At 61.8% G+C, this 19,047-nt stretch carries 14 protein-coding genes; 2 read left to right on the top strand and 12 right to left on the bottom strand.

Going from position 1 to position 19,047, the window contains the following annotated elements; translation table 11 throughout:
- The 7 genes from D0550_RS37330 to D0550_RS33520 all read right to left on the bottom strand — a co-directional run.
- Positions 1-253, bottom strand: a 253-nt coding sequence (locus D0550_RS37330; RefSeq protein ID WP_414717369.1) for a c-type cytochrome, incomplete at its 3' end; no start/stop codon positions are given.
- Positions 198-2,384, bottom strand: coding sequence for a DUF7133 domain-containing protein (locus tag D0550_RS36265; protein ID WP_161966210.1), 2,187 nt, complete (start codon positions 2,382-2,384; stop codon positions 198-200). The genes D0550_RS37330 and D0550_RS36265, both read right to left, overlap by 56 nt.
- A 17-nt stretch (positions 2,385-2,401) precedes the next feature.
- On the bottom strand, positions 2,402-3,754 hold the full coding sequence (locus D0550_RS33540; protein ID WP_116813533.1) for a putative oxidoreductase C-terminal domain-containing protein: 1,353 nt from the start codon (positions 3,752-3,754) through the stop codon (positions 2,402-2,404).
- A gap of 8 nt (positions 3,755-3,762) precedes the next feature.
- On the bottom strand, positions 3,763-5,136 hold the full coding sequence (locus D0550_RS33535) for a Gfo/Idh/MocA family oxidoreductase (RefSeq protein WP_116813532.1): 1,374 nt from the start codon (positions 5,134-5,136) through the stop codon (positions 3,763-3,765).
- 9 nt (positions 5,137-5,145) lie between these two features.
- On the bottom strand, positions 5,146-7,989 hold the full coding sequence (locus D0550_RS33530; RefSeq protein ID WP_116813531.1) for a TonB-dependent receptor: 2,844 nt from the start codon (positions 7,987-7,989) through the stop codon (positions 5,146-5,148).
- A 226-nt stretch (positions 7,990-8,215) separates the two neighbouring features.
- Positions 8,216-9,364: a Gfo/Idh/MocA family protein gene (locus D0550_RS33525; RefSeq protein WP_116813530.1), complete on the bottom strand. Its 1,149-nt coding sequence runs from the start codon at positions 9,362-9,364 to the stop codon at positions 8,216-8,218.
- Positions 9,365-9,373: 9 nt separating this feature from the next.
- Positions 9,374-10,714, bottom strand: coding sequence for a 3-keto-disaccharide hydrolase (locus D0550_RS33520; protein WP_116813529.1), 1,341 nt, complete (start codon positions 10,712-10,714; stop codon positions 9,374-9,376).
- 133 nt (positions 10,715-10,847) lie between these two features.
- Between D0550_RS33520 and D0550_RS33515 the strand changes: the two genes are divergently transcribed.
- Both D0550_RS33515 and D0550_RS33510 read left to right on the top strand, forming a co-directional pair.
- A complete protein-coding gene (locus D0550_RS33515; RefSeq protein ID WP_116813528.1) occupies positions 10,848-11,273 on the top strand; it encodes a VOC family protein in 426 nt (141 codons plus the stop codon).
- A 6-nt stretch (positions 11,274-11,279) separates the two neighbouring features.
- Positions 11,280-11,918, top strand: a complete 639-nt coding sequence (locus D0550_RS33510; RefSeq protein ID WP_116813527.1) for an NAD(P)H-binding protein — start codon at positions 11,280-11,282, stop codon at positions 11,916-11,918.
- On the opposite strand, the gene D0550_RS33505 is transcribed toward D0550_RS33510, so the two are convergent.
- From D0550_RS33505 to D0550_RS33485, 5 genes are all read right to left on the bottom strand, one after another.
- Entirely contained in the window at positions 11,894-12,670 is a 777-nt protein-coding gene (locus D0550_RS33505; RefSeq protein ID WP_206606713.1) for a DUF3750 domain-containing protein, read from the bottom strand. The two genes, D0550_RS33510 and D0550_RS33505, sit on opposite strands and share 25 nt — an antisense overlap.
- Positions 12,671-12,760: 90 nt before the next feature.
- A complete protein-coding gene (locus tag D0550_RS33500) occupies positions 12,761-14,143 on the bottom strand; it encodes a glycoside hydrolase family 27 protein (protein WP_174842530.1) in 1,383 nt (460 codons plus the stop codon).
- 71 nt (positions 14,144-14,214) lie between these two features.
- Positions 14,215-14,724, bottom strand: coding sequence for a RidA family protein (locus D0550_RS33495; protein WP_116813526.1), 510 nt, complete (start codon positions 14,722-14,724; stop codon positions 14,215-14,217).
- Positions 14,725-14,753: 29 nt separating this feature from the next.
- The gene (locus D0550_RS33490; RefSeq protein WP_116813525.1) at positions 14,754-16,322 is read right to left on the bottom strand and encodes a flavin monoamine oxidase family protein; all 1,569 of its coding nucleotides are present in this window, start codon (positions 16,320-16,322) and stop codon (positions 14,754-14,756) included.
- Positions 16,323-16,391: 69 nt separating this feature from the next.
- Positions 16,392-18,980, bottom strand: a complete 2,589-nt coding sequence (locus tag D0550_RS33485; protein ID WP_116813524.1) for a TonB-dependent receptor plug domain-containing protein — start codon at positions 18,978-18,980, stop codon at positions 16,392-16,394.
- Positions 18,981-19,047 lie beyond the last annotated feature (67 nt).

Here is a 19,047-nt window from a genome sequence, read left to right as displayed (position 1 = left end):
GCAGCGTCAGATGTGTATAAGAGACAGGCCCCGGCATGGCGAGTTGATCGACCTTGCCATTGAGCACGATACGAACCCCCGCCTGCGGCGAGCCGTTCACCCATTGCGACCCGGCGAGCGCGGGGGCGAGGCCCTTCATTCCCTGGCCCTCTTCTTGATGACAGGCAGCGCACACGGCGAACGAGCCACGCCCTTTGTCATAGAGGGCGCGTTGTTCGGGTGTCAGTTTTGCGAGTGACGCGGCCGTGTCCACTGCGGAGCCACGCCAGCGCAGGAACGTCGCCAGCTGTGCGGCTCTGGGCGCATCGGTCGCGCCGCTCGCAGCGTATGTGAGGAGCGCTTTCGGCTCTGCGGCCAGATAGGCCATCCGTTTTCGAACCGTCGTCGGCTCGCGGGATGAGGCGATCGATGCCGTCGAGCAAGGCAGTACGGACCCACGGGTTCGTCTTTGGTTGAGTCAGGCGGCTGAGCAGCGCCGCGCTTTGATCGACATCGCCTGTCTGCAGGACCGTTGCGGCCGCGACGGCGAGCACGGGCGACGCGTTGGAAACATCGGATTTGCTCTCGGTCGCGATCAGCGATGTCACAAACGCGGGTTCGCGACCGCCGATGCTGCTGACGATGGCGTCCGCGACGTAGGGTTGCGAGCCCGCTTGCCGGGCCAGTTGCAGCAGAGCCGGGTCTGCGTGCTTGCCATTGGCTTTGCCCAGCGACAGTGCAACCTGACGAACGACCGCCGGTTCATTCCATCGCGCACGTTCCAACAGCGCCTTGATCGTGCGCTCCGGTTCCGTCGTCAGGAATTTCTCAGAAACGCGGACGGCGACGGATGCGACGCGTGGCTCGGCATCGCGCAAGCCTGCGGTCGCTGTGGGCCAATCGACTGCCCCGATACCATCGAGCGTCCACAGCGCATGAACGCGTGTCGCTGGACGAGTTGAATTTGCAACCAGGCGTCGAAGTGCGGAGACAGCGCTCGCGTCCTGACGCTCAACGAGCAGGCGCTGCGCCGTTTCTCTCACCCACGCATCCTCGTGATCGAGCGCGGTGACGAGTTGCGACGGTGTGGCCTTCGCCAGATTCGGAGCAGCACGACGAGAGGAATTCTCCGGCACGATGCGATAGACGCGTCCCATGCCGAGCGGTGCTTCGAGCCCGCGTTCCTTGATCTGATTGCGCAGGTACGTCGTGAGGAAGATTCGGTGCTGGATGATGCCGCGGTACATGTCCACGACATACAGCGAGCCGTCGGGCCCGTTGTACAGATTTACCGGCCGAAAGCGCTCATCGGTCGACGCGAGGAATTCGCTTCGCTCATAAGCATTGCGTACGCGAGGCACGCCGTCTCGCTCTTCGATCACGAGTCGTTTCACGAGATTGCCGGCGGGCTCGCAGATGAAGGCATCGCCGCGGAAGCTTTCTGGAAACATCGAGCCGCGATAGATCGCAGGGCCGCTGGCAGCCGTGAGGACGGGCAAGGTGCCGTCTTCTCGTAAGATCTGATAGCCACGGTTGACACCCGTCGTCACGCGAGCGGGCCAGACAGATATTTCGCTGGCGCGCGCCATTTGCACGTTCGAGCCGCGTGGGTTCGGCAGGCTACGATTGCGGAACAGATATTCGGCCGGCAAGGTGTCGGTGTACAGCGCGACGCTGTTGTTGTTGAAGTACAGCTGGCCGAAGTCGTCTTGCGCGATGCCCCACTGACCGCGAAACAACGTCGGCTCGCGCTTCCATTGGCCGCGCTCATACCGGAAGCGCGTCGTGTGATTCGCGCTATAAATCCAATTGTCGAAGCCCCACAGCAGGCCGTTCGCGCTGTGCTCCGGATTCGAGGGATTGCCGTAATCGTTTGCGACCAGTTGTTTGTCGTCGGCCTTGCCGTCGTTATCGGTGTCTCGCATGAACCAGAGGTTCGGCGGTTCGGCGACCAGCACGCCATCACCCACGAGGGCGAGCGCGCGAGGCAGGATCAGGCCGCTGGCAAACTCGGTACGCTTGTCATAGACGCCGTCATTGTCCGTGTCTTCCAGTGTCGCAATCGTGCCGATCGGTGCATCTTCGCCGACGCCGTCGGCGTTGGGCATGTAGGCGCGCATTTCCACCACCCACATGCGGCCGTCCGGGCCGATGCTGATGGCTACGGGATCGAACAGCAGCGGATCGCTGGCGACGAGCTCCACCCGAAAGCCGGGGGCGACGCGTAATGTTTTCAGTGCGTCTTCGGGTTTCAGCGCTGGCGCGGGCGGCGCTTTGAGATGCGCCGGCGGCGGCTGTTGCTGCTCACCGGGCCGATCGCCGCTTTGCGCCTGCGCCTGCCAGGTCGGTATCAAGGCCAAACAAGTGGCCGCGAGGGCGCCGAGGCCCGCTGTATGAAATCGCATTCCGTGTTCGTCTGATCTCAATCGGCGCGGCTGAGCCGATACGCCTGCATGATGGTTGAGTATTTGGTCAGCATGTTGGGCACTTCCCATGCCGGCAGCTTGCCCGAGCGCAGGTATTTGAGGAAGTTCTCGGTAACCTGGGCGAAATGTGCTTCGTGGCCGACGTTGTATTTCTCCGGCACGACGACCGCCCAGCGGTTGCCGTCGCGGCGCACGTCTACACCGGGGTACTTGCTTTGTAAGGAGGCGATGGCGCTCTTCACAGCGGCCTCGTCCTTGGTGCCTTCGATGTACAGCACGGGCTTGAACTGCTGCGCCGCGCCTTGCTGAATCTTGAGGGTGGCCTTGGTCCCGCGCATCACCGAGAAATGCGTGTCACCGGCGCCGGGCGGTGCTTCGAAGTCCCACTTCACCGAGATCAGCGCGTGCACATCGCGCAGTCGATAGGTGAATTCGCCATTCGCATAAACATTCAGCACGCCATTGCGAACATCGGGTTTCAGGAAATCCGGGAACGCGGTGGCGCCGGTCACCGTGCTGAACTGTTCGAGGGTGATGGGCGTGCGGCTGTGTTTTGCGGTGAGCACTTTCGCATCTGCCGGCTGAAGCGTCTGCTCGGGAAAGGCCTGCCACTGCACCAGGTCCACCAGATGCGTCGTGACATCCACGAGCCCTTCGCCTTGCTGGCGCACGTCGAAGAACCATTCCGGCCGCTTCAACGGCGAGCCGGCCACGATTTTCGAAAAGTGATGCACGCTCTCTTTGCTGATCGCGGGATTGGCGGGGGTGCCTTTCTGCAATGAGCCGAACAGCTCCGCCCGCTGCGACAGCTCTCGCTGCAAGATCGAAGTGATCTCGAAGCGCTCGGTCATGATGTCGTAGAGCAGGGTGCCTTTTTTCTCGGCGACCGCGAACGCCTGTTTCAGCTTCTCGAAGTCGGGCGGCGTGATCGCCATCGGCTTGTCGGCGAGCACATTGAAGCCGGTGTCGATGGAGCTCAGGATGTACTCCGCCTTGTGCGCGTTGTTTCCCGAGATGACGACCACGTTGCCGCTGCGATCCTTGAGCATGCGCTGCAAGTAGTCGGGCCCGGTGTAGAGCTCGGTGCGCCAGTTCGTGGGCTGATCCGCTCGCTTGTTGAAGCCTTCGATGCGCTTCATGTGCTCGAGCACGTCATCGCCTTTCGGCGCGTAGACGTGCACCAGCGGATCGACGCCTTCATACATGAACTTCTGCACCAGCGAGGCGTGGAAATGACCCGGGTCGAGCGTCAGCAGACGCACCGGGCCTGTGACGCCTTCGGCGTGGGAGGTGAGGGCAGCAGCAAGCATCAGCGTCGCGCTGACCAGCGACTTCAACGAATTCCGCATGATGTCGATCAGCTCTTGATCAATCGGGACACGCCGTACGGGGCGCGCTCGGGACGTGACAGCCATTTGTTGGCTTCGGCGTCGTTGAGGAAGCTTTCGGATTTCACATCCCAGGTGAGTGGTCGTTGCAGCTTCATCGCGATCCAGCTGACGATGCAGGCGCTGCCGCTGCGATGAGCGATGTGCGCGGGAGCGAGCGGCTCCTTGCGCGACAGCACGCTCTCCAGCCAGTTCTTGTGATGACTGTCGCTGCGAGGCAGCTCGACTTTCAGACCCTTCGGGTCGAGCAGGCGTTTGTCACTTGCGGCGAGCGGTGGCAGCGTCTGTGCGGACTTTGGATCGCTGGCGGTCGCCTGACCATCGCGGCTCACCCAGATCCAGCCCTCGTCGCCGACGAATTTCAGACCGTTCGGATGCTTGTCGGAAACATGCACGCGGACGTCGCCCGGGTATGTAAGCTTTACGTCGTAAGCGCCATGCACGTTCCAGATCTTGTTGGTCGGGAACTCCGCAGTCCCTTCGACGCGCGAGGGGCCGCTCGATTCCAGATCGAGCGCCCAGTGCATGGTGTCGTAGTGGTGTGAGCCCCAGCCGGTAATCATGCCGAGACAGAACGATTCATTACGCAGCCAGCCGGGGCGCGAGTAGTCCGCGCGTGGATGAACGCGCTGCTCGGTGTAATACGCAAGCTCAGCCGGTCCGAGCCATCGATCGAAATCGAACCCTTGCGGCACGGCCTGCGCCGGGTTGTCTGGGGCGGTGGGATCGATGGGCAAGCCAATCTCGACGCTGCGCACCTGGCCGACGCGTCCCGAGCGAACCAATTCGGCGGCCTGACGAAACTGCAGCCACGAGCGCTGCTGACTGCCGACTTGCAGAATGCGCTTGCTGCGTGCGACCGCATCCCGCAGTACCTTGCCTTCGGCAATGGTCATCGTGAACGGCTTCTGCAAATAAACATCCTTGCCGGCCAATATCGCCGCCAGCGCCGGCTCGGCGTGCTGATGATCCGGGGTGCTGATGACGACCGCGTCGATGTCCTTACGCTGCAGGATTTCGCGATAGTCGGCGTGCACGCTGACCGTCGGCGCGGTTGCATTGATCTCGCGATACAGCTCTTCGACACGTTTCTTGCCGTCCGCCGCGCGATTCGCATCGACGTCGCAGACTGCGACGATGTCGGCGAGCCCGGACTTCAACACACCTGGCATGTCATGGTCGCGCGCAATGCGACCGCAGCCGATCTGGGCGACACGAATGCGATTGCTGGGCGCGTTGGCGCCCAGCAGCCGGCTGGGCAGTATTAGCGGCAGCGATAATCCGATCAGCGTCTTGCCAAAGGTCCGGCGGGAAAAGGCGTTCGCAGGGTGTCGTGAGCGCATGTCATCTTCCTAAAACTGGCCGCGAATACCCAGAATGAACTGGCGGCCGGGTTTGTTCAATGTATTCGCGCGGTTCTCATAACCGTAGAACGAATACTCTTCCTCATCGATGAGATTGAGCACTTCCAGGCTCAGCGTCAGATCCTGGCCGAGCGCCGTGAAGTTTACGCTGCCGTTGAAGTCCAGATAACCCGCTTGCAGCCGGAAGCCTGTTTGCGGGGAGGTGGAGCTGCAGTTGCGCTCGCACTCCACGTAGTCGTAACGATAGTTATAACTCAGACGCAGGGCGAAGCGCTCCTGTTCATAGTAAGCGACCGCGTTGAGATTGTGCTTGGCGAGGCCGAGGATCACCTGACTGCCGGGATCCAGGCGCGTGTAGTTCACGGTGACGCCCGAGCCCTGTAACAGATGATCGAGACGTTGCTGGTACAGCAATTCCAGGCCTTTCAAATAAGTCGTCGAGTCGAGGTTCACCGGCCTGTTGAACAGCAGCAGGGTGTCGAGGCCGTTGGGCAACAACGCCAGGATGGTCGGATCGGTGATGGTATCGAGCGCGATGCCGGCGTTACGAAAGGGCTGCAGGACATTCTGCCGCTGCACGAAGCCGGTGATTTCCTTGTAGAACAGATTGCCGCCCAACACTGCGCCGTCGGAGAAATACCATTCCAGGCCGCCGTCGAGTTGATCGGAGATATAGGGATCCAGGTTCGGATTGCCTTGTGAGACCACGCCGGCGGTGCTGAGAGAAGTGAACAGCTGCAAGTCGGCGGGATTGGGTCGCGTCAGCGCTCGCGACACCGAGAAACGAGCCAGTACCGAGTCGCTCACGTCATAAGCGAGATTCAGCGACGGCAGCGTTTCGGAATAATCGCCGTCGATGACGCTGCGTCCGTAGTCTTCCTTGCGCAAACCGAACAGATTGCTCGCGGCCGGCGGCGTCGAGGAAGTGCGCACGAATCCGATCATCTCGTGCTCGGTCTGCACATGGCGCACGCCGGCGTTGACGCGCAGGGTGCGGCCCCACAAGTCCAATGCCGTGTTCGCCTCGACATAGGCCGAGAGGTTCTGCTCTTCGAAGCTGCCGGAGTTCTGGAAATCCAGATTGGCGGCGGCGTCCAGTGCGTTCGGATTCAACATCCGGCTGAACGCGTCGAGGTCGCTCACGATCCAGCGGCTGTAGCCGGCCGATCTGTCGAAGTGCTCGCCATAGTTCACTGGCACCACCCTGGCGAAGTTGGCGATGCCGAACTGGCTGAGATTCGCTCCGCCGGTATAGCCGTAGGGTGTCAGCGCGGCTCCTTGTGTCACACCGACGGAAGAGGAATACACGAGGCGATCGCGATAAAACTTGTTGGCCAGCGCGCCGACCCGAATGTTGCGCTCGTCGTCGCCGAATTTGAGATCGAGTGCGAGGTTCTCGTTCTCCTCTTCGCGCGTGCGCGGTTGCACGCGCACGGTGTCGAACTGCCAGTTGGCCACGTTGGTCAGATCGAGCTGCGGTCTGATCACGGGAATGCCGTCGCCCGGCACGTCGATGTCGACCGTGCCCGGGCGTGACAAGAACAGATAGGTGGTCATGCGCCAGCGGAAGTCGGATTCCGCTCTTGAGGCTTTCACGTCCAAACCGATGTTGTCCGTGATCTGCCACGAGCTGCCCAGACCGAGATGCTTGAAGTCGGACTCCTGCTCGAACAGCCGATTCTCCGACCAGAATTTCGCGTTGAGCAGCGTGCCGTGAGTGAGCGTGTTGTTGCCATCGATCGAGAAGTTGCTCGGCGTGAGATAGCCGAAACCGGTCGGCCCCGCGGTTTGCCGATTGGTGTTTCTCACCAGCAGATTGTTGGTGTAACGAGCGAAATCGGAGTCCAGCTTGGCGTAGATCACATCGAGGTTGAACAACAGGCTGTCGTTCGGCGCCCATTGCAAGGCCAGCGTGCCACCGATGCGATCGCGATCGCCGAGTTGCACTTCCGGGCGGCCGAGTCGCGGCAGCTGTGTGTTGGCGAGCTGCGCGTTGGTCAAGCCGGATTCATTGATGAAGTCGGGGCTTTGATTGGCGGGTGAGGCGCCGACGCTCGGCAGGTTCCAGTCGAAGCCCGCTTGGTAAATCAGATCCGGGGTCGGCGGATTGCCAGGCACGCGCCCCGAGGTCCAGCCTTGCGAGCTCCAGCCGTCGGTACGGAAGGTTCGCTGTGACATCGATACGCTCAGCAGCGCACCGAATTTTCCATGCCAATTCTTGCTGACCAGAAAGCTGCCGCGCGGGTCGACTTCCTCGGACGAGGACTGATACATGGCTTGCAGCTGGTAACTCGCCTGAAAGCCGTTGTAGTCGAACGGGTGGGGCGTGCGCAGATCCACCGTGCCGGCGAGGCCGCCTTCGACGGTGCTCGCCCTCGGCGTTTTAGAAACCTGCAGCATGCTGAAGATTTCCGAGGGCAACAGATCGAAATCGAACTCGCGATTGCGAGCTTGTTGATCGACGCTGCCTTCGGCAGCGGCCGAGACCGGCATGCCATCGAGTAACACGCGAGCAAAGCTCGGCCCCATGCCGCGCAGTGAAATCTGCTGACCTTCGCCGTTGGTGCGCGAGATCTGCACGCCCGGCACACGCTGCAGAGCTTCGGCCAGGTTGTTGTCCGGCAGCTTGCCGACATCCTCGGCGCTGATGGAATCGGTGAAGTTCACCGAATCGCGCTTGGCCGCGAGCGACACTTCGATGCTCTCGCGAAAGCCGGTGACGATGACCTCTTCGACCTGGCTGCCGCCGGTGCTGGATGTTTGCTGTGCAAAGGCGGTACCCAGACATAAAGACAACACTCCGACGCTCGCCGACGCAATGCTCCTTGCCATCTTCAGCTCCCTCGTCCGTGGGGTGCAGGGCCGATCGCCATGGAGGAAGGCTTGGCTTTACCGCGGGCGAGCGCGGCCGTGCCGCTTCTTTGCAGCGGCATCGGTGACCGGAATTCCCCCTGACCGGCCACCTTCAGCGGAAAGTGGCCTGACCAGTGGATTGTTAATTCAGCAGGGGGAGCCTGTCAATGCTGGGCTGGGATCGCTAACATGGTCAGGCCAATTATCAGCTCAGAGTCGGACGCGTGGCATCCCTCTGGGCGGTCAGGACCAGCTCGGCGGCCAACAGGGCTTGCTTCTGGTCCTGCGCCGTCTGCGTGCGCTCGACGATGTCGGTCACGAACTGCGGCCCGAACGGCAGCGCCACTTCCTTGCAATCGATATAGCGCGCTTGTTGGCGATCGACGATGTACAAGTGATCGCCGCCCGACAAACCGGAGGCGACGTTGATGTATTTGCGCAGCTCGATGTAACCCTCGGTGCCCAAAATGAACAAACGCCCGTCACCCCAGGTGCTCAGGCCATCGGGCGTGTACCAATCGACTCGCACATACCCCGTGCCGCCGTTGCCGCTCATCATCATGTCGCCAAAGTCTTCGAACTTCGGATAGTTGGGGTGCGCCAGGTTGCCGGTCTGGGCGGCGACGACGTGCGCCTGCGTGCTATTGGTGTAGTACAGAAATTGATCGGCCTGATGTGAGCCAATGTCAGTGAGAATGCCGCCGAAGCGCGCCTTGTCCCAGAACCAGGCCGGACGCGACGGCGCATTCACGCGATGGGGCGCGAGATTGACGGTTTGAATGACGCGGCCGATCGCGCCCTGGCGAATCAGCTCACCTGCATAGACGGCCGAGCGCACTTCCAGCCGCTCCGAATACATGATGGCGAACTTGCGGCCCGTTGCTTCGACGGTGCGGCGCACCTCGGCGAGCTGTTCCAAAGTGACGATGCCGGGCTTGTCGGCCAGATAGTCCTTGCCGGCCCGCATCGCTCGAACGCCGAGCGGGGCGCGCTGATCGGGGATGGGCGCGCCGGCAATCAATTGAATGGATTTGTCCTGCAGGATTTCGTCTTCGCTGCGCGCGACCTTCACGTCGCCGAATTTGGCGCGAAAGTCGGCGATCTGCTTTGGGTCCGAGCCGTAAACGGCCACGAGCTGGCCGCCACCACGTTGTATGGCGGAGGTCATGCCATAGATGTGCGCATGATCGAGCCCGATCACGCCGAAGCGGAGCGAATGTTTGCTCGCGGGCGCTTGGGTCTTGGCTTTTTCAAGCGCTGGCGTGCCCTGCGCAAGGGCGGTCGATGACATGGCGGAGGCGATCCCAGCCAGGCCGGCGGATTGCAGAAAAGTGCGTCGATCGGTGTTGCTCATCGCTCGTTCCTAAAGCGTACGGATTTTGATGCTGCGAAAACGGACTTCGTCGCCGTGATCCTGCAGCAGAATCCGGCCTTGTTCCAGCTGGCCGAAGCCGGCGATGTCCTTGAACTTGCTGGCGGCGACGCGGCGCTGGAAATCCTCCGAGCCGCGCTGATAGCTCAGCACTTTGACACCGTTGAGCCAGTGCTCGATGGTGCCGTCGGGCTTGGCGACGATGCGTGCATGCTGCCATTCGCCCACCTTCGGCGCGATGCCGACATTGGTCATCAGTCTCTCGCGCGGCTGAATATCGTACAACGATGCCAGTCTGCGGTTGCCATCCTTGCCTTGCTTCGCATCCGCGTGACGGTCGTCATCCAGCAACTGATATTCCAGTCCCACGGCATTGCCCGTGCCATCGTCGGCCACGTAATATTTTATGCCGCTGTTCGCGCCCGGCGTGAGCTTGAAATCCAGCTGCAGCTCGAAGGCGCCGAATGTTTTCTCCGTAACGATGTCGCCGCCACCGCTGCCGGTGACGATCAGTTCCCCGTCTTTGATTCGCCAGCCATTGGCGGGCGGGCCGTCGCGCTTGACGCTGCGCCAGCCGGTCATGGAGGTGCCATCCCACAGCAGCTGCCATCCCTGCTGGCGCTCGACCTCGCTGAGATCGTTGGGCAGATTGTTACGAACGAAGATGGTCGCAGCGGCGGGCGAGGCGGCCGGATGTTCCTTGATGCGCATGTTGCGCCAGAGAATCTTGCGGCCGGCCTCATCGGGCTTGTCGATGGAATGGACTTGCAGCGCGATGAAGCCGTCCTTGTAAGTCGCATCCAGCACATACGCCGACAGCTGGCCATTGACCCAGGTGCGCAGCGACGGACCGACCGCCTCGATGCGGATTTGATTCCATTCGTTGAATTTGTACAAGCCGGGCTGAGGATTGAGGGTGCCGGGATACCACCAGCCGCTCATGGCTTCATCGTACAGGCCGCCGGTCCACTGGCGCTCGGACGGATCCAGGTCCATCTGCGGGCCATGCACGCGGCCCTGCATGACTTCCGGTTTGCTCTGACTGCGAAACTGCACGCCGCTATTGCTCGGCCCGACGGTTTGTTTGGTCTCGAATTCCAGGATGAAATCGCCGAAGCTGCGCTCGGTGGCGAGAAAGCTGTTGGGTGAGCCTGCCTGTGTCGTGCCGACGATGGCGCCGTCGACCACTTCGTATTTCGCCGAGCCATTGATTACGCGCCAGCCGCTCAGTGAGGTGCCATCGAACAACGATTGCCATTCGCTATCGCTGGCCGCGTGCGCCAAACCGGCGACCAGCGGCAGAGTCGTCAGGCAGGTGAGGACAAACTTCATGTCGAATCCCTCGAAAGTGTGACTGTCGCGCTTCGATGCGCGGCTGGTGGCCGAGCATAACGAATTTCTCTTGTCTGCTGTCGCGCCCGCCGGCTAGGATGAATTTTCTTCCCGCAACCGCGCTGAGCGCACGATGAGTCTGGCACCATTTCATTTGGCCATTCCCGTTCACGATCTGCCCGCCGCGCGCCGTTTCTATGGCGAAGTGTTCGGTTTGCCCGAGGGGCGTTCGAGCACGCAGTGGGTGGATTTCAACTTCTTCGGTCATCAGTTGGTGATTCACGAGCATCCCAAGACGGCATCGCAGGAGCATGCGCATACCAATCCCGTCGACGGTCACGATGTGCCGGTGCCGCACTTCGGCGTCGTGCTCGGTTGGGATCAATGGCAGGCGCTGGCCGATCGTTTACGGTCGTTCGGCGTCGCATTCGCGATCGAGCCGCACATCCGCTTTCCAGGTCAAACCGGCGAACAAGCCACGATGTTCCTGTTCGACCCGTGCGGCAACGCGCTGGAATTCAAAGCGTTCAAGGATCTGGGGCAGTTGTTCGCGAAGTGAGGCGCCATGAAACTGCTGGTCGTTGGTGCGACGGGGCTGGTGGGACGCAATGTCCTGGACTGCGCGCTGGCCGATTCCAGGATTGCCAGCGTCGTTGCATTGGCTCGTCGCGCATTGCCGCCGCACCCGAAACTCCAGGCGGTGGAGGTGGATTTCGATCACCTGCCTGCCGAGGCACCGTGGTGGCAAGCGGATGCAGTCATCTGCGCGCTCGGCACCACGATGCGTACTGCCGGCTCACGTGAAGCGTTCAAACGGGTCGACTACGAATATCCGCTGGCAGTTGCCCGTTTGGCTCGTCAGCACGGCACGCCGGCTTATGTATTGAATTCGTCCGTGGGCGCCGATCCGTCGTCGCGGATCTTTTATACCCAAGTAAAAGGCGAGGTGGAGCGCGATCTGACGCGTCTGAATTTTCCATCGCTGACGATCGCGCGTCCCGGCTTCATCGGCGGCCATCGCGATGAGTTCCGCCTTTACGAACGTCTGATGTTGGGAGCGTTGACCGTGTTTGGTTTCATGCTGCCGTTACGTTGGCGTGTGAACCCGGCGCCGACGATCGCTCGCGCCATGATCGATGCCGCGGTTCGCGCCGAACCGGGCATCCGCATCATCCAGTCCTACTCGATGATCCGCGGCTCATGATCATCCGGCCCGATGCGGCCGAGCAGGGGCAGCTTGATCGAGAGGCTCACGGGATCGACGCCGAAGGTCAGGCCCAACAGATTCAGCTCGACGCCTTCTTCCCAACCGGCAGCGACGCCGGCGATGCCAAACATGTTCACTTGAGCACCGGTGCCGCTCGGAGTGAGCGCCACTGGGTTCAGGCCGAGATAATCCTTGCCGATGGCGGTTGGGGGTAAGTCGACGCGCAACTCGGGCACATCGCGCAGCACGAACGCAGTGAAGGTGTTCGAGTTGGGGCCGGGCCAGATGCGATAGGTGCCGTTGTAAGGATAGTTCTGCACGGCCGTTTCGATACGATCGATCAAAGCGTCGACGCCGGGGCCGCGAGCATCTCTGAGCAAATCGGGCGCGGCGCCGAACCAACGGCTGTCAGGCGGGCGCACGCGTGAGACGACCGTTGTGCCATCCCGTTGCAATCGATAGCCGATGACTTCGTGAACCGTGAATTCGGGCGCGCCGCTGCGCTTCACCGCAATCCAGGTGTGCACGCCGAAATAACCTTTCCAATTGATAGTGCGCGCGGCATATACCTGCACGACCGCTTCGGGAGTCTTGGCAGGATCGGGTGCGAGGCCGACAGGCTCGCGGCTGGCCGTCCGCCAGTCGCTGTTGTTCGCGCTTCCGGACTGACCGAGATAGGTCATCGAGCAGGCCGCATACAGCGGCACGCATAAGATCAGCCAGGCGATACGCCGGCGCTTGCTTTTCATCGTTCGGGCTCCCGCTGCAGATAGCGTCCAGCAAATCGAACGACATTGCAAACAGAGGCGGCAGCTTACAGCGACGTCAGAATTCGGCGCTCAGGTCGGCGTGAGTCCGTATAGCAGGGAGGCGTGCGGAGCGAGAGTGGCGGACACGCGGTCACGAACGGTGCCGATGTCACGCTGCGCCCACAGATCTCGCACCTTCACGGATTTGAGCCCCAGGCGAGCAAGATCGAAGTGGACCTGCTTGATGTCAGCTTTGTCGCTGATGTTGAACATCGCGAGATAGCGCGTCTCGCCCTGCTCAGCACGTGCTGTCCAGGTGCGCACTTCCTCGATGAGTGCAGCCGGTTGGTTGTCGCGGCTCGCCTGATTGACCGCGAGCACTTCGCGATTGGTCAGCAACGCGAGCGTCGCGGGATCGAGGTGCCGCAGGTCGCCCCCCATGATCAGCGGTGAGCGTGCGATGGACCACAGTGTCATCAAGGTGCGTTGCTCGTCCGGCGTGAAACGACAATCGCGCTTGCCCATCTGCAATCGGCCCAGCGGCAGCATGTCCGCGTCCGGCCAGCGACCGGGCCGACGAAACATGGACCAGTTCTCAAGTCGCGTGAATTGCGCTTTGAGCTGCGGCCACTCATCCCAGAAGTCATCGCTGATGCGCCACATCTGCGCATAGCGCCGCACGTGCTCGCCGCTCGCGAGCGGGGTCTCGCCGGGTGACAGGCTCAGAATCATCGGACGGCCGCTGGCCTGAATGGCTCGCTGCGCGGCTTCGATCTCCGGCGCGTTCGCGTCGTAAGGTCGACTCATGTCGTCCATCTTCACGAAGTCGATGCCCCAGGAGGCGAACAGTGCGAACACACTGTTGTAGTACTCCTGGGCACCGGGCTTGCTCATGTCGACGCCGTACATGTCCGGGTTCCAGGGGCACACGCTGGCGGTGTTTGCGATGTCGCGAGCTTTCCATTTGCCGCCGAGGATGGGCAGGTTGCGTTCAACCGCGAGACGAGGAATGCCGCGCATCAGATGCACGCCAAACTTCAAGCCCAGTGCGTGAACTTTGTCGGCAATGGGTTTGAACCCAGCGCCTTTCACGCTGGAAGGGAATCGATTCGGTGCGGGCAGCAGTCGCGCGTGCTCATCCATGGTCGGGATGGGCTTGGTGTTGTAGTCGTAGCCTGTAGCTGCGCCCTCATACCATTGAATGTCGATGGTGAAGATGTCGTAACCGAACGGCTTCAATGCGCGCGCCATGATTTCGGCGTTCGCGATCGCCTGTGCCTCGGTGATGGTCGTGGCGAAGGAATTCCAGCTGTTCCAGCCCATCGGGGGAGTGGGCGCGAGCAGCGGCGAGCCGCCGCTGCTCGCTGTCGGAGCTGCCTGCGATGGTGACGATGCGCTCTGCGTGAGCAGGCCGAGCGCACCCGCAGCCGCGAGCAATTCGCGGCGATTGATTCCTGTCGACACTGCGTTCATCCCTCGAGTCAGTCCTGACGAACAGGACGGACTTTAATTGTATGAGTAATTACGAGGGATGCAAACCCAGCTCAACGGCTGGGTTTCACCAGCTGCACTTCGACCTCCACCAGCATGCCGGGCTGCACGAGACCGGCAACCTGCACGGTGGAGCGCGCCGGCAGGTTGGGCTGTTCCGCCGTGCCAAAGTACTGCGAGTACGCGGCCATGAAGCCATCGAAATCCATGCGGCCGCCCTTGGCTGGATCGCCGACCAGGTACACGGTCATCGCGACCACGTCGCCAAAGCCCACGCCGAGCTGGTCGAGCGATTCTTTGATCCTGGCAAAAGTGCTCAGGGCTTGAGTCTTGGTGTCGCCCCAATAGGCGGCAGTGCCCGCGGGAGCTTTCGGATCGAGCGGCGCGGGCGTCGTGCCGCTATGAAAGAGGATGCTGGTGCCGGCGGGAACCTCGACGGCTCGCGCGATCGGAAACTTCGAGCCTCCGAGCAGTGGATGTCTTACGACGTCGGCGGCCTGTGCAGTGCTGGCGAGCAGGGCAGAGCAGATTGCGGCGTTGGCAAGATGGACCAGGCGGTTCATCGGTTCTCCTTGTTAGCGAGGAATGAGATTCAGGCAGCGCTCGCGCGGACGCGCTTGTCGATGTCCGCGATCGCATGGAAGGTGGAATGTAGCGCACCTTCCTGCCAGCCGGGGTGATAGCTCATCTGATCGCCGATGAGGTAGTGGTTGCCGGCCGGTGCCTGCAGGGTCTTGAAGCATTGAGATTGCAACGGCTCGCTCCACTGCGCGGGGCAGCCGAACATGTGATTCATGCGATGCCAGGCAATGCTGATACTGCTCTCCACGTGGCGGCCATAGCCGGGATGAATTTTCTCGCCTTGCTGGATGGCCAGCGCGATTCTCTGCGCCGGTGGCAATCGTGCGAACTTCTCGGCCACCTCATCGCTGAAGGTGTATGCGCCGAGCATCACGCCCTTCTGCCGGTGGATGCCATGAGCCGGATACCACAGTTGCATGATGTCCTGCATGGTCCAGGAAATGCCTCCATAGATGCCCTCGCTCTCCCAGAAGCGCTGCTTCATTTGCAGCCCGATCTTGAACAGCTTGCCGTGAGGCACGGCGGTGAGCGCGTCTGCGTACTCCTTGGGAAAGTTATGCTCGATACGGGCCAGCAGGTGCATGGGAATGCAGGTGAGGCAGAAATCCGCGTGCGCATCGGCAGTGCCGCCGCCGTGGCGATAACGCACATCGACGCCTGATGCGCCGAGACGGATGGACTGCACGGGCGAGCTCAGCTTCACCAGGCGACCGATCTTGGCCATGAAGGCGGTGACGATGCGGTCCATGCCTCCGACCGGCTCCATCATCATCGCGGACTGATCGTCCAGCTCGCTGAAGCTCATCAAGTAGATGAAGCCCGACCGGAGCAGCTCGCTGGCATTGAGCGGCTGCTTGAAAGCGGGCGGACTCGTGTAGTCGTGCGTGGCGTAGCCGGCGCGCGTCGAGCTGACGTATTTGAAGCGGCTGTCGAGCTCGCCGAACTGCCGCAGATATTCGAGCAGTTGCTGATAGTCGTTGTTGTTGAACGCCGTGCCGAAGCTCTCCGGCCGCACAGTCTTGGCGAGCAGCTCGGCCACGAAGCCGCGTGAGTCAGCAATGTACTCGCGATTGCGCAGCGGGCGCCCGCCGAACATCGCGTCATCCTGCACCCAGGCATTGCGGTTTTCGTTGATGAAAGGCGCCAGCGGTATGTTCAGCTCCTTGCAGTATTCGAGAAATGACGCATGGTGACCGGGAATGCGCGCCGGCCCGGCGTTGAAATAAAGATCCGGATCGCGATCGAACTCGCAGGTTTGCGGGTACTCCGCTTCATCGATCAGATCGCCGCCACGCAGAGTGAGATTGCGACCGCCGGCACGATGTGAAGCCTCGATGACTTGCACGTCATAGCCTTTGCGGTCGAGCTCGTACGCGGCGGCCAGACCGGAGATGCCGGCACCCAGGATCAAGACCGACTTGCGATCGCGGGTGCGAAGGGGCGCGATCTGCGGCCGATGAGTCTGTGCACTCGTTGGCAGCAAGCCCATACCAAGCGCGGCGCGATATACAGCAGTCGAGCCACCGAAGGCGCCAACCAAGTGCAGAAACTTGCGTCGTGAGAGCGGTGTGTTCGTCATATGTTTTTTCTCCAACAGCAGGCGCGGCGTGCTGGCACACCGCGCCTCAACTCCATCGCTCGATTCCGCCTAGAAATTGATGTTGAGCCGGGCGTACCAGAACCCGCCGTTGAAGCCCATGGGCGAGCCGGTGGGGTAGATCGCGCCGCTGTTGAGCTCGGGGTTGGGGAATTGGTCGGGCGTGTTGTCGAAGATGTTCTGCACGCCAACGGTGAGTGTGTAGCCATCGATGATCCGATAGCTCGCTTCCAGGTCCACCAGCAGCTCGCCGCCATACTTGCCATTGAACTGGCCGCTGGCGTCGGCGCCGATATCCAGTGCGACGATGTATGAGTCGTAATAGCTGGTGCGCGCCATGAAGCTCCACGGCCCCACCGAATGCGTGCCCGTAAGGATCGCGCGATAGCCGGGCAGCTGATCTTCCAGTTGTATCTTGCGGGTTGCGTCCGCCAGGGCGGTGATCTCCTTCAGGCTGGTATCGGTCCAGTTGAGCGCGAGCGTCAGGCTCGAGTTGCCGCCGGCGAACGCGAACGGCAGGGTCGCGACCAGGTCGATGCCCTGGGTCTCGGTCTCGAAGTCATTGGTGAAGAACTGGAACGCCGTGAGTGTCGACGCGCCCGGCACGCCGCTGGTGCTCAATTGATCGAGAATCGCGATCTGCGCCGGATCGGAGCGATCGATGTCGATCAGGCTGCTGAGCGCGATCCGGTCCTTGAGCGTGATGTTGAAATAGTCCAGCGTCACGCCGACCGGCCCCAGATCGAAGGTCGTGCCGAGCGTCCAGTTGAAGGACTCTTCGGGCTTGAGCGGCGCGGCGGAGAAGGCGCCGTCGGAAGCGACGTTGGCCAGTGCGATCGCGATCGGGTTGGTCGGCGGCAAGACGCCGGTCTCGCTCAGCTGGCCGTTCACCATCTGCGTGATCGTGCGCACGATGTTCGCTTGTCCGGGCGTCGGGGCGCGGAAGCCGGTGCTCACGGTCGATCGGACTGCGAAGTTGTCGGTGAGCTCGTAGCGTGCCGCCACTTTGAAATTCGTCGTCGTGCCGAAGTCAGCGAAGTCTTCCCAGCGCACGGCAGTGCCCAGGATCAACTTGTCCGTGACATCGGCCTCGAGATCGAGGTAGAGCGCGATGTTCTCACGCGCGAACACGCCTGCGGACTGCGGACCGTAACCGCTGTAGCCGTTCGAGCCGGAGCTGAAGCCTTGGGATGCATACGGCCCGATCTGATACGACTCGAGCTGGCCGCGCTCGACTTCGAATTCCTCCTCGCGCCATTCGAAGCCGAACGCGACGTTCAATGGCGAGGCCAGGCCGGAGATAGCGAGCGGGTACGCCAGATCGATGTTGAAGTTGGTGTCGGTTTGATGATTCACGCCGGGCTTGAAGCTCGTCGGCGTGTCGGGCCCCAGCGAGGCGTTGACGGTGTTGTAGATGAAGAAATCGACCTCGCTGCTGCCATAAGCGGCGCTCACGTCGTAACGCAGACCGCTGGCGAAGGTGCCGCGCAGGCCGGCGACCGCGGACTGATCGACGATCTTGCCGCCGAAGCGCGGCGTGAAACCGCCCGGGAACATCTCGTTGAAGACGAAACATTCCGAGTCCAGCGCGCCGCCGGAGGAGATCAGCGCGAGCGCGGCGGGGTCGGGCGCATTGTTGTTGATCGCCACGGTGGGGCACGAGATGGCGTTGTTGGGGTTCAGGTCCGCAACCAGCAGCGTTGCGCCGCCATCGTTCGAGTACACCGCGGCGCGCGTGTTCGGGTTGCGATAGAAGAAGCCACCGTCGACCTCGCGCGTCGCATAGTTGCCGAAGAAATAGCCTTCGAGGCTTTGCGTGAACTCGTAGCCAGTGTTGACGAAGAACTTGATCGAGTCCTTGATCTTCGGCTGTCCCCAAACTTGGGCCGGCGTGAGGACCGCCGTGTTGCCGGCATCGATGAGCGCTTGCGCATCGGCACGTTGAGCGCTGCGTGACGTTGGATCCGACTCGCTCAACTCAAAGCTGAGATTGGCGAAGCCGTTCGCGCCCAGCGGCAAGCCCATGTTCCCCGCCAGTTGTGAAGTCGCGCCGTCGCCTGCGTAGTACTGCCCGTAGCGGGCTTCGAATGCAGAGCCTTCGGCGGAGTCTTTCAGTTGAAAGTTGATGACGCCCGCAATGGCATCGGAGCCGTACTGTGCGGCCGCGCCGTCCCGAAGCACTTGGACTTCCTTGAGCGCGATGGTTGGAATGGGACCGACATCGGGTCCTTGCGCGCCATCGGAGATGCCATCGCCCAGAAATGTAATGACGCCGCCGCGATGTCGGCGCTTGCCGTTTACCAGCACGAGCGTGTTGTCGGGAGGCAGGCCACGCAAGTTGGCCGGCCGCACCAGCGTCGACTCGTCATTCAGCGGTTGTTGTGAGACGTTGTAGGAGGGCACGAGGCTGCGCAGCAGGTTGTCCATGTCGGGCGCGCCGACGCTTCCGAACTGCGCCGGGGATATCACATCGACTGGTGCGACTGTTTCCGCCGCATTGGCGCGACGGGAACCGACTACCGTGACCTCCTCGACGCTCTCGTGAGCCGGCTCTGCCGGCGCTGGTTGCGAGAGGGTGGCGCCAGCAGTGCCCAGTGCTCCGAGAATGGCCAGTCGTAACGAAACCGAGTTCTTATCCATGGTCGTCTCCCGTGTGTTTGTATGTATTCATTCAAACCACGAAAACGTCGGCTCCATGCCGACACGA

The organism is Steroidobacter cummioxidans (assembly GCF_003104955.1).
The sequence above is the reverse complement of the archived record's forward strand: the minus strand, read 5'-3'. Positions and strand labels throughout refer to the sequence as shown.

Excerpts from the sequence above, each read along its gene's own strand:
- D0550_RS33510 (WP_116813527.1), top strand. The coding sequence starts at position 11,280 with ATGAAACTGCTGGTCGTTGGTGCGACGGGGCTGGTGGGACGCAATGTC.
- D0550_RS33500 (WP_174842530.1), bottom strand. The coding sequence starts at position 14,143 with ATGAACGCAGTGTCGACAGGAATCAATCGCCGCGAATTGCTCGCGGCT.
- D0550_RS33535 (WP_116813532.1), bottom strand. The coding sequence starts at position 5,136 with ATGCGCTCACGACACCCTGCGAACGCCTTTTCCCGCCGGACCTTTGGC.
- D0550_RS33485 (WP_116813524.1), bottom strand. The coding sequence starts at position 18,980 with ATGGATAAGAACTCGGTTTCGTTACGACTGGCCATTCTCGGAGCACTG.
- D0550_RS33540 (WP_116813533.1), bottom strand. The coding sequence starts at position 3,754 with ATGCGGAATTCGTTGAAGTCGCTGGTCAGCGCGACGCTGATGCTTGCT.
- D0550_RS33530 (WP_116813531.1), bottom strand. The coding sequence starts at position 7,989 with ATGGCAAGGAGCATTGCGTCGGCGAGCGTCGGAGTGTTGTCTTTATGT.
- D0550_RS33520 (WP_116813529.1), bottom strand. The coding sequence starts at position 10,714 with ATGAAGTTTGTCCTCACCTGCCTGACGACTCTGCCGCTGGTCGCCGGT.
- D0550_RS33505 (WP_206606713.1), bottom strand. The coding sequence starts at position 12,670 with ATGAAAAGCAAGCGCCGGCGTATCGCCTGGCTGATCTTATGCGTGCCG.
- D0550_RS33490 (WP_116813525.1), bottom strand. The coding sequence starts at position 16,322 with ATGACGAACACACCGCTCTCACGACGCAAGTTTCTGCACTTGGTTGGC.
- D0550_RS33525 (WP_116813530.1), bottom strand. The coding sequence starts at position 9,364 with ATGAGCAACACCGATCGACGCACTTTTCTGCAATCCGCCGGCCTGGCT.
- D0550_RS33495 (WP_116813526.1), bottom strand. The coding sequence starts at position 14,724 with ATGAACCGCCTGGTCCATCTTGCCAACGCCGCAATCTGCTCTGCCCTG.
- D0550_RS33515 (WP_116813528.1), top strand. The coding sequence starts at position 10,848 with ATGAGTCTGGCACCATTTCATTTGGCCATTCCCGTTCACGATCTGCCC.
- D0550_RS36265 (WP_161966210.1), bottom strand. The coding sequence starts at position 2,384 with ATGCGATTTCATACAGCGGGCCTCGGCGCCCTCGCGGCCACTTGTTTG.